We start from the raw sequence: 13436 nt of genomic DNA on the forward strand, positions 1-13436 counted from the left end.
CTCAGAATTCGTCGACGGGAACCAGGGCCCGGACCTCGGCGGGGGTGGCACAGGTGACGGCTTTCTCCGCCAGTGCACGACAGGTGGACAGGTCATAGGCACGCACGGCGGCCTTAACCGCAGGAATCGCAGGAATGGAACAACTCAGTTCGTCGACCCCGAGGCCGATGAGGATCGGCACCGCCTGCGGGTCGGAGGCGACGCCCCCACACACCCCCAGCCACTTCCCGCGTTCGTGGAGGGCCTCGGCGGCTTGCCCGATGAGGGCCAGCACAGCCGGGTTGCAGGGGTCGACCTGGCTGGCCAGTTTGGGATGGCCCCGGTCCATGGCGAGGGTGTAACTGGTCAGGTCGTTGGTGCCGACGCTGAAGAAGTCGCAGCCGTCCTCGGCCGCGAACTGCCTAGCCATGACCGCGACAGAGGGAACCTCCATCATGATCCCGACGCTCACCCGATCCCACGCGGCCACCTTGGAGCACTCCTCGTCGAAGATCTGTTTTGCCCGGCGCCAGTCGTCGATGGTGGCAATCATGGGGAACATCACGTGCAGCTTGGCCCCGGCGTCCGAGGATGCCAGGACAGCGCGGATCTGAATGCGGAGCACCTCAGGTTGGTCCAGACCCACCCTGATGCCGCGTACACCGAGGAAGGGGTTCTCCTCAGCGGGGATGGGCAGGTACGCCAAGGGTTTGTCGCCACCGACATCGAGGGTCCGGATCACCAGGGGCTGCCCAGGTTTCAGGGCTTTTGCGCAGTCGGTGTAGATCTGGGTTTGCTCCTCCTCGGTGGGGGCGGTGGAGCGCCCCATGAACACGAACTCGCTACGCAGCAGACCGACACCCTCCGCACCCTTATCCATGGACGCGACGGCATCGTCGACACCACCGATGTTGGCCACCACGGTGATCCGGTGACCGTCGGTGGTGACGGCGGGTTCGTCCTTGGCGGCCTCCTCGACGGCCTTGCGTTCGGCCATTCGGGCCTGCTTCTCCCGAAGCTGGGCCACTTCCTCGTCGGCGACCCCCATGCGCAGGGTGCCCTTCGAACCGTCGAGCACCACGAGAGTACCGTCGGCGATGTCGAGGGCCCTGGCCTCGATACCCGCAACAGCAGGGATGTCGAGAGAGCGGGCAATGATCGCCACGTGTGAGGAAGCGCCACCCCCGGTGGTCGCGAAGCCGACCACGCGACTGCGGTCCAGCTGCGCCGTGTCGGAGGGGGTGAGTTCCTCGGCGATGAGGATGGTGTTCTCGGGCAACTCGCCCTTCTCGGAACGCTGGCCGGTTAGTTCTTCGAGCACCCGTTGCCCGACGTCGCGCACGTCGTTGGCGCGGCCCGCGAGGATCTCATTCTTCAGCGCCGCGAGCTGGTCTGCGAAGGCGTTGAAGGCGGCACGCCAGGCGAAGGCCGCCGATTTGCCCTTGTCAATGGCCGAGGCGGCCAGGTCGAGCAGCTCGGGGTCGCCCAGGATCTCCTGGTGAGCAGCGAAGATCGCCGCCTTCTCCTCGGAGGCCTCCTCCGACATCCGTTTTTGCAGGGCGGACAGATCCAGCAGGGCCCGGTCGATAGCGGAGTTCAGCTTGCGCCGTTCCTTGTGCCGGTCCTCGGCGAGTTCCTCCACCACGATGTCCTCGTGGTGAAGCTGCACCACACAACCGATGCCGAGCCCTGGGGACGCGGAGGCGCCCAGCAGCACATTCCAGTCGCCCGACCGTGGCCCGACGCTCTCGGCGACCGGTTCCACGATGGTAGGTATCGGTGTGGTGTCCTCCGTGCCGACGACACCACCACTTGGCAAGGTCGGGCAGTCCTCCCCGAGACCCTCTCGAATGCCCTGGGAAATCGCGGCAACGGCTTCTTTCGCATCGGTTCCGTGCGCGGTGACCACGACCTTCTCGCCGCAAGCAACCGCGAGACTCATGATCGCGACGATGGACTTGGCATTGGCGGAATCGTCGCCGCGGCGCAACTGGATGTCGGAACGGTACTGCTTCGCGAGCGCCACGAGCGTGGCGGTGGGGCGGGCATGAAGCCCGGTCGGGTTCGGCACCATGAGGGCATCTGATGCGGCATCGACAGCGGCTCCCGCATCCTGAGTTGATTCTTCCAATGATTTGAGCTCAGCCACGGCGGCCTCGTCGATTCCGCCGCTGACCAGGCCCGTGGCCGGAGTGATGGCGGAGAGCAGCTCTGTATTGGTGACCACCACCTGAGTCAGCAGCGACTTGGCCTTGCGGCCAACCTCGTCAAGGTCGAAATCGATCAGCAGATCACCGGCATCGACCCGCTGCCCCTCAGAGACGTGAGCGCGGAAACCCTCACCACCCAATCTGACTGTGTCTAGGCCTATGTGCATCAGGACCTCGAGTCCCTCGGCGCTGCGCACTGTGATGGCGTGGCGGGAGGGCTGGAGATCCACCACTTCTCCGGAGACCGGCGATGTCAGCCGCCCTTCCAGTGGATCCACGGAGAACCCATCCCCGACCATTTTTCTGGCGAAGACTGGGTCCGGCACGTCTTCGATGGGGACCATGACGCCGGTCAAGGGCGCCCTGAGACTCACCCGCGCGGTCGACTCTGCACTCACAACGGCACTTCCTTTCCGGAGGGGAGGTGTCGCTCGGATTCGCACCTGCTCCCCGTGTCCCAAGCAGCCTAGTTGGATTCTGGTCCAAGAGGAACACTTTTTCTTCGATTCGACGGGATCCGGCGAATTCAGCAGAACACCAGCCCGGGTTCAGGGTGCCGGGAAGGTGTAGTCAGGAAGATTTCGACGCGTTCCCATCCCGAGATCCACTGATCGGTTCACCCGGTTTCGGACAAGCCCCATCGCATCGAATCACGTGCGCTTCAGAAAGCAGCGCGTTCCGGCACAGCTCAGGAAACCCAGAAGCACACCCACACACCGCCGGCTCCTGCAGAACACATGGAGATTAATTTTTGGTTAACTCCGCACGCACACCGCCTAGAAGGAGTTGACTTCTTGGACAACGCGAAGACGCGGAGAACTCCTCGCCTCCATCAAGGACCAGATGCAGGCCGATCTCTCCTGCTCCTTCGAGAACAACGAAAGGGACAATGACGTGACCGAACCCTCCGCCACCCGCCCCGAGGGGGTCCAACTGCGTGCACGACGCAACCCGCGCCTGATCGCCCTAGGGGTGCTTCTCATCGTGCTGGGCGCCCTGGGAGCGGCTGCCTTGTACACGACCGCGACTCGCCACCGACAAGCAGTCGCGATGGCGAATGACGTGACCCGCGGCAGGGAAATCCGCCCCTCTGATCTGACCGTGCGTGAGTTGCCCAGCGACCAGGAGGAAGGAATCGACCCGCAGAAGATGAACGACCTGATCGGAAAACGAGCTCTGTTCGATCTGCCAGCTGGCAGCTTCCCCACCGAGCAACGCTTGGGGGATCAGTCCTTTCCCCCGGAAAACGTCACTTTGGGTTTGAAACTCGGTCCCGGAAAAATGCCCAATGCTCCCCTGGTTCCGGGGCAGAAAATCCAGCTGATCGGTCTCACAGAGAAGACCACGACAACCGCTGTGGTCGCTGCTCTTCCGGAAAAACTGGCCGACGGAGCCACGTGGTTGCTGGATGTGAGCCTTCCCGCCGAGGAGGCATCCACCGTAGCGGTGCTCGCGTCCGTGGATCAGCTGGTCCTCATCACCCTCCAGGAGTCCTGATGTCAGTGATCGTCCTGACCGGCGGCCCAGGTGCCCCCGGCATCACCACGACCTCCCTCGGTCTCACTCTCTGCTGGCCCGGCGACGTGATGCTCTCCGACTGCGACCGCGACCCGGCGCAGGCCATCCCTGCCGGATACCTCCGCGGCCTCGACCTCGGAGGCAGAGGGCTGGCTGTCCTGGCACGCCTGCATCGCGAAGCCCGGGGAATCGGCCCGGAACTGATCAAACAGACCATCGCTTTGACCTGTGAGGAAACCACCAACAGACGTTTCCTTCCCGGTTTCGCCCAGCCGGGGGCGGTGCGGTTGTTCGATCACATCTGGCCGGAACTCGCGGAGGCCTTCACCACCCTAGGCACTCAAGGCATCGACGTCATCGTCGACGCAGGGAGACTGGGGCACGACGGATTGCCCACCGCGCTGCTGGAGGTCGCCGACGCCATCGGGTTCGTGCTGCAGAGCAACCTAAAATCCCTTGCCGCGTCGCGTCTGTACCTTCCCCTGCTGGTGGAGCAGGTCCATGAACTTCCCACGGATCGCCCACTGGGTCTGCTGCTCGTGGGGCCGGGACGCCCCTATTCAGCCCATGAGATCACTGCGCAGTTCGGGGTCGACTGCTGGAGTCGGATTCCGTGGGATCCGCGTCCAGCCGGGGTGCTGAGTCACGGGTTGACACCCCCTAAAAGGTTCAATAATTCACCTCTTCTCGGCTCGTACCGAGTGGCCGCGCTGCGTCTCACACAAAAACTCGAGCACGCCAGGGCTCTCAGACGTGAACTGCTCCAAGGGGGCACCCTGTGACCAGCGACGCATCGAAACCACCCGCCCTGTCCGGGGCATTCGCCGCCCTCGCAACCTCCGATTGGCACCCCCAGGCCGCGGCACCCCGTCACCAGTTCCTGGAGGAGGAAGACCAGCCGAATCACGACGTCGACTGGCAGCTCGTGGTGTCGCTTCGCAGACAGGCCGCCGAGCAGATCGGTCAGGCCAGTGAACGCTGGTTGGCCGAGCACGGCACGGTGATGCCCGAGGATGATAGGAAGGCCCAGGGCAGGGCAATCATCCGCGCCGTCGTCCACGCCCACGCTGAAAAGCTCAGCGATGAGGGAGCGGCATTGTGGTCCAGGGAACTGGAGACCAGTTATGCCGATGCCGTGGCGCAGGCCATCTTCGGGTACGGACGCCTGAGCCCGGTTCTGAGCATCCCGGAGGCCGAGAACATCGAGATCACAGGCTGGGACTCGGTGATGATCCAGTACGGCGACGGGCACCGAGAGCCCCATCCGCCCGTGGCGGACTCCGACGAAGAATTGATCGAGGCCATCCGGTTTCTCGGCGAAACCGCAAATCCACCACGCCCCTTCGATGACGCCCACCCGACGATGACCCTCGCACTCGGTAGCCGTTTCCGCCTGCACGCCATCGGGTTTGGGTTGAGCCACCGGCCCTCCGTGATCATCCGCCAGCACACACTGACTTCAGTGACGTTGAAGGAGCTGGCCGACGGCGGCATGCTACCTCTGCCCGTGGCTCGCCTCCTCGCCCAGGCCGTGCTGGGCCGCAAGTCGATCGTGATCTCCGGTGACCAGGGGGCGGGGAAGACCACCCTGCTGCGCGCCTTGATCGCGGAAATCCCACCGAACGAACGGTTCGGAACCCTGGAGACCGATTACGAGCTGTTAACCCATCTGCAACCCGGGCGACGTAACATGCTGGCGCTCCAGGCGAAAGTGGGTCTCGGGGAACAACAGGGTGACCGACACGTCGGGGAATGGAGTGTGGCCGATCTCATTCCCGAGGCCCTGCGGCAGAACCTGTCCCGGTTGGTCGTCGGAGAGGTCCGTGGAGCCGAGGCCGGCGCCATGTTCGAGGCGATGCAGGCCGGCGCCGGCACCCTGTCAACCACCCATTCACATTCCGCCACCTCCACCATCGACCGCTTGGCGGCTCGTGTCGCGCTGGGCGGGGTCCTCAGCATCGGGGAAGCGATGCGGCAGATCGCCCACAACATCAACTTCATCGTCCACGTGACCCTGCGCGACGACACCTGGCGCGGCGGTCTCAGACGACGTTTTGTCAGTGAAGTACGGCAGCTGACCAGGGTCATCGAGAACGAACGCCCGACCACCCACCTCGTCTATCGTTCCGACCCGACCCCCCTGTTCCAACCGGAAGCGATGATGTCGGCCGAACTCTCGGCGTTTCGGGAGGCGTCATGGGAGCGTTGATCGCCGCAGGAAGCGGCGCGCTGCTGGTCGCAGGGGTGATTCTCGTAGTGACGGGAGTACAACATCAGGCTCCGGTCGCGCCGTCATCCACACCACTGTCGACACGGTTGATGGCTCGTTGGAAAGCGTTGAAAGCACGACGTCGCATCTGGGTCGTTTCCTGTCTGATCGCTGGTGTCGTAATCGGGACCTGGACCGGATGGTTGGCCGCCGTGATCCTGATTCCGGTAGCGCTGTTGGGTTTACCCCACCTGCTGAGCGAACCGCCGAATCCGGAAGTGGAGATCCTCGCCGCCCTGGACCGTTGGCTGCGTTTCCTCGGACCCTCGATAGCCACGGGGAAATCAATTCGAGATGCGATTATCGCAACCCGCTCCCAGGTTCCTCCGGTACTGACGACCCCGGTGGCCCGGGTTGTCGCACGACTCGACCTGGGGTGGACCACCCGGAACGCACTGATCGCGATGGCGGACGAGCTCAATTCCGCTGACGCCGATGGGATACTGGCTGCCTTGGCGATCGCCTCTTCACGAGGCGGGGTCGGTGCTCGCCCCATGCTCTCCGCGCTGGCCGAGAACACCCAGATGCGATTGCGCGCCATGCGCGAAATCGCCGCGGAACGAGCCAAACCCCGGGCCGTGGTGCGCCAAGTCGTTGGCATCACACTCGCGATCCTGGTCGTGGTCTGGTTACTGTCGCCCGGATATTTCGGTCCCTATGGAACGCCAACCGGGCAGCTGCTGGCGTTGACATTGACCGCTTTCTACGTGGGGGCATTGCTGATACTGCGCCGCAGGACCCTTCCGAAACCGGCTGCCCGTTTCCTCAGAGGGGAACCGAGATGAACATCCTGGGTCCCTTCATGGTGGCAGGAATGGTAGTCGGCGCCGGTGCTCTGCTGATCATCATGGGCACCCTGCGATCCCCCATACGTCTCACGGATGCCTTCGCAGCCCTGGAAGGTTCCGTTCCCGAAACGCAGGAGACACGCTCGGAACACAGAGGCCTGGAAGCGCTCGGAGATTGGTTACACGCTACCCACAAGCTACCGCTCACCCACAACCAGCAGCGTCTCCTTCTGTTGTCAGGACGAAGCGTCGCCGATTTCTTCGCTGAAAAACTGGTGCTGGCCACAACGGGGTTGCTTCTACCTGCAATCTGGTTCGTCATACAGACGGTCCTCGGAAACCCGACGACGCCTGTCCCCCTGCTCCTGGGTCCTGTCCTCGGAATCGGCGGATATTTCCTGGCAGATCTGAGATTGGCGAGAACATCCCGCCGGGTGAGCAGAAGCACTTCGGAGGCGGTTCACACCTTCTTCGATCTCGTCGCCCTTGAACGTCTGGCGAATGCCTCTGCAACCCAGGCCGTCACCCAAGCGGCCACCATTTCCGGCGCACCACTATTCCGTCGCATGACGACCGGTCTGGAGCGGTGTCGGCTGGAACAAACCACGCCGTGGCGGGAACTGCACCGGATCGCCGAAGAGTGGGACATGCCGGAATTGAGCGATTTCGCCGACATCATGCGCCTCGAGGAGCAAGGAGCAGCACTCGCTGAAACCTTGCAGGCCAGGGTCCGGGAGCTCCGGGAAGGGCATCTGGCGCAGCAACGCTCCCGTGCCCAGGAGGACACCGAGTCCCTCACCATCTGGATGACCCTGCCAGCTCTGTTCCTCGGCCTGGGCTTCATCATCCCACCGCTGTTCACCCTCATCGGTTTGTGAGAACCGGCATGAAAAAGATCTGTGGAAAACGGAGACCACACCAGTCGACCACCCAAAGTGAAAACCAGATAGGGAAGAAGGAACCATGTCCCCCTTGTTGAATCTCCTCCAGCAGTACCTGACCCTGCTCATCCCGCCCCGCCGCGACGAGCGCGGATTATCGCAGTCGACGGAAAACGCCATTCTCCTGGCAGGAGCCGTGACCATCGCTCTACTCGTGGTCAGCGTCATCACGAAATTCGTGGAGGCAAAACTTCCCAAGTGAACCGACGAATGGAACCGCCCGGAAGGAATCCCAGCGTGAGACGAGTTGCGAAAGCCACCGGCGCCGCTGTTCTGCTCGCCGTCCTGCTGTTGGGCGTGCCCTGGGCACTGCTCTGCTGGGGCCGGCTGGCTGACCTGGCGACGGTCGACTGGGGAAACGCCCTACTACGTCCCGACGACGGTCGCATCATCCTAGGAGTGCTGTCGTTGCTTGGCTGGCTGGCCTGGGGATTACTCGCCCTGACCACCATCGGCGAGCTGCTGCACGCTACTTCACGAGGTCGGATCAGATTCCACGTACCCGGCGCGGGCTGGCTCCGTCCCGTCGTCGCTTTGCTGGTGGCTGCCGCGCTGTCACCACTGCTGGCGGCGAATGCTTCCTCACCCCTGCTCGATACTCCCGCAGCAGTTGCAGCACTGACAGAGGTCACTCCCACCGACCCCACCGATACGGCGTCCCACACCACTCGGCAGGAACCCATCACATGGCGGGAGTACAAGGTGCAGCCAGGTGACGAGCTGTGGGATATCGCCGAACACGAACTCGGTGCAGGGGAAAGATGGCGCCAGCTGATTGCCGCAAACCCGGGGATCGACGTGGATCATCCCCCTCCTCCGGGAACGATCCTGCGGCTGCCCATGACGGTGACCGTGGAGTCAGGAGATTCCCTCTGGCACCTGGCTGAGCAGCACCTCGGGGATCCCGAGCGCTGGCCCGAGCTCCACGATGCCAACCGGGACCGTATCACCGACCCCGACGAGATCGACACCGGTTGGGTGCTCACCCTGCCCGGGGCGGACGTTGCCGCCCTGGGCACACCGTCACATCCCGCCCCGCCCACCGCCAGCGAGCCAGTCCCCACACCCACTCCCTCACCGGAAACGACTCCCACGCCCTCACCCCTCCCATCCCCGACTGAAAGCCCTGGCCCAGCATCCGAGACCTCTTCCGTGGAGGAACACCCCGACCTGTCGGGTTACCTCGGCCCGATCGGGGGTCTCCTGGCGGCGGGGGTCATCACAGGCCTTTCGCTGCGCCGTCGAAGCGCCCTACAAACCCGTCCCCTCGGACGCCGCTCCATATCCGTCCCATCCCCTCTGGAACATTTCTGGACGGCCCTGGGACGCCGAGGAACACAACCCCGACCCAATGACCCCGTCAACCCCTCCCCCACCTCCGTGCTGTTGGGCTGGCGCGGAGAGGAGGAAGTCTGGATCACTCTGGAGGAGAGTCGTTGCCTCTGGCTCTCCGGTCCCCACCCAGAGGTCCTAGGCATGACCGCCAGCACCTGGACAAGTCTGCTGTGCGCGCAGTGGTCATCCGAGGTCGATGTGGTTGCAGCCAACCCCCGGGAAGCCTGGGCCGAAGCCATCGACGATCCTCGCCTCGTGGTCATGCCATCCACCGACGACGCCCTGACACACCTGGAACAACTCTGCGCTGGTCGCCGCGTGGCGCTCGGTTCGGCTTCGCTCACAGCAGTGCGTTCGGATCCGGACCGGACCACCGGATTCGCCCCCACGGTATTCATCCTCTGCGATCCACTGACCCACCAGCAGGTGATCCGCGTCGCCCAGGCACTCGAACTCGGCCAGGTCGGGGTCAGCGTGATAGCCCCAACTCGGCAACGCCCCTCCGCTCCAGGAAACCATCTGGAGTTGCAGGATGCTCGGACCGCGAGGCTGGACTCCGGAGAGGAGTTCGAGCCCCAGCTCATCCCGGGACCTGCCCGTCACGCGTTGGTCGAGTTGTTCACGTCCTCGATCGCACCGGAGTCGGAGCCTGCCCCCTGGTGGTGCGATGACCCTCTTCCCCCCAAAGAAACCCCGCTGCCCGGCAGCGGCCCCGTCAAGGAACCACCCATGGCCGCCGAACCTCACTCACCGACGCTGCTTCTCCTGGGGGAGGTGGACCTGGTGGCCTGCGACGGCTCGCGACCGGCCCGGGCCACCGGGCGCTGCCTCGAATGCTGCGCCTGGCTGCTGTCCAATCCGGGAGCAACCCCCACCCAGATGCGGGAATCACTGATGGTCGCCGAGAGCACCAGGCGCTCGAACATGTCCAGGCTGCGTGGCTGGTTGGGAAAGGGACCGGAGGGAGAACACCTGCCCGATGCCTATTCCGGACGCATCCGGCTCGCTGCCTCCGTTTCGAGTGACTGGGAGAGATTCCAGTCACTGCTCGCAGGCGGGGTCAACCGGGCCGGCGAAACATCACTGGCCGAGGCACTCGCGCTGGTCCGAGGAACACCACTAGGAAGTTTCGAATTCCAGTGGAGCTGGGCAGAACAACTGCGCAGCGACATGGTGAACATGATCATTGACGCCGCGGCGGTGCTGGCGGATCGTTGCACGGCCCGCGGGGAACATGCACTAGCCGACTGGGCCATCTCCCAAGGAATCCGCGCCGCAGGGGACGTGGAGCCCTTGGTCGTACGGCGGATTCGCTCGCTCGCCCAGCGCGGCGACCGGGCTGGAGTGGACCAGCAGGTGCTGCTGCTCACACGTGAGGCGCGCGCCTCAGGACGAGACCTCGGGCCAGATTCGGTACGCATGATCCAAGAGGCCCTCCACACTTGCCGCCGAGGGACCCACCGCGAACGATCCGACGCCGGGTAACCGCCCCCGAACAGGGTCAGATGAGCGCTCCGAGCAGATGAGGCAGGATGGCCAGCGAAGCGGCGATCACCACCAGCACGGTGTCCTCGCGAGTCCATGCGGCTTCCCCCAACCAGGTTCTGGGGCCCGGGGCGGAGTAACCGCGCGAGTCCATGGCGATCGTCAACCGCCCAGCTTGCCTGACTGAAGCCACCAGCAACGCAAGACACAGCGCCCCCCACTCACGCGCCTTGCTGAGCGGGGAACGACCAGCACCGACACCACGGACCCGTCGTGCCCGCGAGATCTCCTGCCACAGTTCAGCGAACCCATCGAGCCGGCGGAGGGCCGCAACCACTGCCAAGACAAGACGCGACGGTAAGCGCAACCGGCCCCCGAGATGGTCCCCGAGGGCGGTGGGTTCCAGGAAGGAAGCCGCCACCACACCGGGCAGCACGATGAATGCCACCCGCAGGGCGGCCACGAGCGCGGGTTCAATGGCACGGGGGTCGGAGAGCAGCCAGTTGGACCATGCGATGGATGCAATAGCGATACCAGGGGCCACCAGCCGTCCGAGTGGGAACCGAAACCGCAACAGCACCATTCCCACCGCAACCAGGGCCGCCACCCCAATCGTCAGCGGCAGCAAACCCCCTGCGATGACACCAGATGCGGTGAAGAAAACCGCACCGAGCAGCAGGGAGAGCGGCCCACTCCTCCCCAGCAACCCCCTGGCTCCTACCTCTTCCTGCGCGATCGGAGAACGCTCCTCCTCAGCCGTGGGCGGGGAGGGCAGGCCAATCCGCCGGTCGGCCAGGCGCGTCAAAGCGGCATCGTGGGTAGCAACTAACACCCCGATTCCGGCCTCCCGGGCCGAGAGCAGGACACCCGCCACAGCAGCCCAGGTCACCCGGTCCAATCCCACGGTGGGTTCGTCCGCCAGGAGGACACCAGGTGTGTGGAGCACTGAGGAGACAACGGCCAGGCGTCGCTGTTCACCGCCCGACAGGCTCAACGGATGACGATCCTCCATGTCGCCGAGTCCCACCGCCGCCAGGAGCCGCCGGGCCCGGGCCTTCACATCCTCCCGGTCGCCTCCCAACACCAGGGCGGTGGCAGTCAGGGAGGACAATACGGTGTCCCCCACAACCAGGCCCTCCGCGAATTGCGGAACCCAGCCTGCTCTCGCCGCGAGCTGTCGTGAGGTGAGGCGTGCTGGATCGTCACCCCCGATCCTCACCTCGCCTGATGTCACGGGCAGCGTTCCCAGGAGAGCGGCCAGCAGGGTGGACTTACCCGCCCCGCTGTCGCCGTTAAGGGCCACCAGTTCTCCTTGCCGCAGCTCCACGTCGACGTCACACAGCACCCGCCGCGGCTTTGCTTCCCGGGTGCTCTTCAGGGTGAGCGGTGGCCTCCGGTCAACCGTGATTCCCCGGGCCTGGGCCATGACATCCCTCATGTCCCGGGACGCGTTTCTTCCGAGGTCGACAGCGACAGGTTCCGGGTCGGGCGCCCCCGGAACCCAGAGCCCCAGCTCGAGGAGGCGGGCACCCATGGTCTCCACAACCTCCTCGAAGGGACCATCTGCGAGAACACGTCCTGCATCGATCACCACCAGCCGCTCCACGATCCCGTTCCACCCAGCGATGTCGTGATCAGCGACTACCAGGGTGGCACCGGTGCTGACGACCACGTCGTTCACTGCATCCCGCAGCCGAGCGGCCGAGGGAGCATCGAGCATCGCCCCCGGCTCATCAAGGAGAAGCACGTCGGGTTTCATGGCCAGTGCTCCCGCCAGCGCCAGCCGCTGGGCCTGCCCACCCGACAACGCCGCCGTCGGATGTCCGGGAAGGAAGGGAAAATCGACCAGCTCCAACGCCTCGGCGATCCGGTCGTGAATCTCCGTGACCGGCAGGCCGAGGTTCTCCGGCCCGAAGGCGACGTCACGCTCCACAGTCTCGGCGACGATCGAGTCGAAAGGTTGTTGACCGGTCAGGACGACATCACCGCGACCCGCGACCGCCGGAAGACCCCCAACCGTCACCTCACCCGAAAGCTGCCCCGGGGTGTGATCCTCCAGCACTCCTGCGAAGGCCCGCAGCAGGGTGGATTTACCCGCCCCACTGACACCAGCCAACAGGACTCTCTGCCCCGCCCCGATCTCGATGTTCACGTCATCCAGGAGCGGATGATCTGTTCCCAGGGGCTGCCAGGTGAGAGCAACCGCCCGCAATGCCCCCCGTTCAGCCACGCCGGACCAGGTGCTCCCGACCTGCGGGGAAGGCATTCAACGCCCCAGTCGCGGCCATCGCCCTGACCAGGCCCCAACCTCCGGGACCGGAGATCGCACTGCAGGAAACGACTGCGCAGCCGAGGGCCACCAGCTTCATGCTGAAGGTGTACTCACCCTGGTAGACCCACCATTCCCAGCAACACAATTCGAGGATGGCGGAGAGCGCACCTGCCAACACCGCCACCCCGAGACGGAATCCCCTCCACACAAAGACCGCGAGGATGATCTCAACCCCGAGCGCCTGCAAAGCGCCCGAGATCATCACGTTCAGCCCCCACTGATTTCCCAACAGCGCCTCGACAGTGGCGGCCACGATCTCGCAGAGCAGGGCAGCCCCGGGACGGCGCACCACGAACCCACCCACAACCGCGGGCAACACCCACACTCCGAGAGTCAGACTCGCCAGGGGCGGGAAGGCGGTGTTGAGCAGCGCCGACACCGCGGGGTAGAGCAGCAGATCCCATCCCCAAAAGGCGACGCCCAGCGCGACGCCGAGAATGGCGGTGGTCACAAGATCCACGGAACGCCACGCGAGGGGTCCCCCCACCGCGAGCTGTGTCCTCGGGGTCGTTGTGCTGGCGGTTGCAGTCATGTCAACTCCCATGGTTCGCCGGATGTCCCGGTTTCCTCAGGGAGGTC

At 64.8% G+C, this 13436-nt stretch carries 10 protein-coding genes and 1 pseudogene; 7 read left to right on the forward strand and 4 right to left on the reverse strand.

The genetic code is table 11. The features are described 5' to 3' along the window. Nucleotide 1: 1 nt before the first annotated feature. Entirely contained in the window at nt 2-2053 is a 2052-nt protein-coding gene (gene ptsP / locus V7R84_RS05580; RefSeq protein ID WP_412728111.1) for a phosphoenolpyruvate--protein phosphotransferase, read from the reverse strand. A gap of 96 nt (nt 2054-2149) precedes the next feature. Next, nucleotides 2150-2587 (reverse strand): annotated as a pseudogene (locus V7R84_RS15435) (PTS glucose transporter subunit IIA); the annotation flags it as partial. 388 nt (nt 2588-2975) lie between these two features. Between V7R84_RS15435 and V7R84_RS05585 the strand changes: the two are divergent. The 7 genes from V7R84_RS05585 (at nt 2976) to V7R84_RS05615 (ending at nt 10525) form a co-directional block, all read left to right on the forward strand. Beyond that, nucleotides 2976-3686, forward strand: a complete 711-nt coding sequence (locus tag V7R84_RS05585; protein WP_338572925.1) for an SAF domain-containing protein — start codon at nt 2976-2978, stop codon at nt 3684-3686. Then, on the forward strand, nt 3686-4489 hold the full coding sequence (locus tag V7R84_RS05590) for a hypothetical protein (RefSeq protein WP_338572928.1): 804 nt from the start codon (nt 3686-3688) through the stop codon (nt 4487-4489). The genes V7R84_RS05585 and V7R84_RS05590 overlap by 1 nt, the downstream gene beginning before the upstream one ends. After that, nucleotides 4486-5916, forward strand: a complete 1431-nt coding sequence (locus V7R84_RS05595; RefSeq protein ID WP_338572930.1) for a CpaF/VirB11 family protein — start codon at nt 4486-4488, stop codon at nt 5914-5916. Before V7R84_RS05590 ends, V7R84_RS05595 begins: the two co-directional genes overlap by 4 nt. Further along, complete coding sequence (locus tag V7R84_RS05600; protein ID WP_338572931.1) at nt 5904-6761, forward strand: type II secretion system F family protein; 858 nt, start codon at nt 5904-5906, stop codon at nt 6759-6761. The genes V7R84_RS05595 and V7R84_RS05600 overlap by 13 nt, the downstream gene beginning before the upstream one ends. Next, on the forward strand, nt 6758-7642 hold the full coding sequence (locus V7R84_RS05605) for a hypothetical protein (protein ID WP_338572933.1): 885 nt from the start codon (nt 6758-6760) through the stop codon (nt 7640-7642). The genes V7R84_RS05600 and V7R84_RS05605 overlap by 4 nt, the downstream gene beginning before the upstream one ends. Before the next feature lie 85 nt (nt 7643-7727). After that, the gene (locus V7R84_RS05610) at nt 7728-7907 is read left to right on the forward strand and encodes a hypothetical protein (protein ID WP_338572936.1); all 180 of its coding nucleotides are present in this window, start codon (nt 7728-7730) and stop codon (nt 7905-7907) included. Nucleotides 7908-7942: 35 nt separating this feature from the next. Beyond that, nucleotides 7943-10525 (forward strand): LysM peptidoglycan-binding domain-containing protein, encoded by a 2583-nt coding sequence (locus V7R84_RS05615; protein ID WP_338572939.1) that lies wholly within the window; start codon nt 7943-7945, stop codon nt 10523-10525. A gap of 16 nt (nt 10526-10541) precedes the next feature. Here the strand turns inward: V7R84_RS05615 and V7R84_RS05620 are convergent, their stop codons facing one another. Together V7R84_RS05620 and V7R84_RS05625 are read right to left on the reverse strand one after the other, a co-directional pair. After that, complete coding sequence (locus V7R84_RS05620; protein ID WP_338572942.1) at nt 10542-12791, reverse strand: ATP-binding cassette domain-containing protein; 2250 nt, start codon at nt 12789-12791, stop codon at nt 10542-10544. Next, a complete protein-coding gene (locus V7R84_RS05625; RefSeq protein ID WP_338572945.1) occupies nt 12748-13389 on the reverse strand; it encodes an ECF transporter S component in 642 nt (213 codons plus the stop codon). Before V7R84_RS05625 ends, V7R84_RS05620 begins: the two co-directional genes overlap by 44 nt. Between the last annotated feature and the right edge of the window lie 47 nt (nt 13390-13436).

This window comes from Arachnia propionica (genome assembly GCF_037055325.1).
In the GTDB taxonomy this organism is placed as follows: Bacteria; Actinomycetota; Actinomycetes; order Propionibacteriales; family Propionibacteriaceae; genus Arachnia.

Excerpts from the sequence above, each read along its gene's own strand:
- ptsP (WP_412728111.1), bottom strand. The coding sequence starts at position 2,053 with ATGGTGCCGAACCCGACCGGGCTTCATGCCCGCCCCACCGCCACGCTC.
- V7R84_RS05590 (WP_338572928.1), top strand. The coding sequence starts at position 3,686 with ATGTCAGTGATCGTCCTGACCGGCGGCCCAGGTGCCCCCGGCATCACC.
- V7R84_RS05600 (WP_338572931.1), top strand. The coding sequence starts at position 5,904 with ATGGGAGCGTTGATCGCCGCAGGAAGCGGCGCGCTGCTGGTCGCAGGG.
- V7R84_RS05605 (WP_338572933.1), top strand. The coding sequence starts at position 6,758 with ATGAACATCCTGGGTCCCTTCATGGTGGCAGGAATGGTAGTCGGCGCC.
- V7R84_RS05610 (WP_338572936.1), top strand. The coding sequence starts at position 7,728 with ATGTCCCCCTTGTTGAATCTCCTCCAGCAGTACCTGACCCTGCTCATC.
- V7R84_RS05620 (WP_338572942.1), bottom strand. The coding sequence starts at position 12,791 with ATGCCTTCCCCGCAGGTCGGGAGCACCTGGTCCGGCGTGGCTGAACGG.
- V7R84_RS05625 (WP_338572945.1), bottom strand. The coding sequence starts at position 13,389 with ATGACTGCAACCGCCAGCACAACGACCCCGAGGACACAGCTCGCGGTG.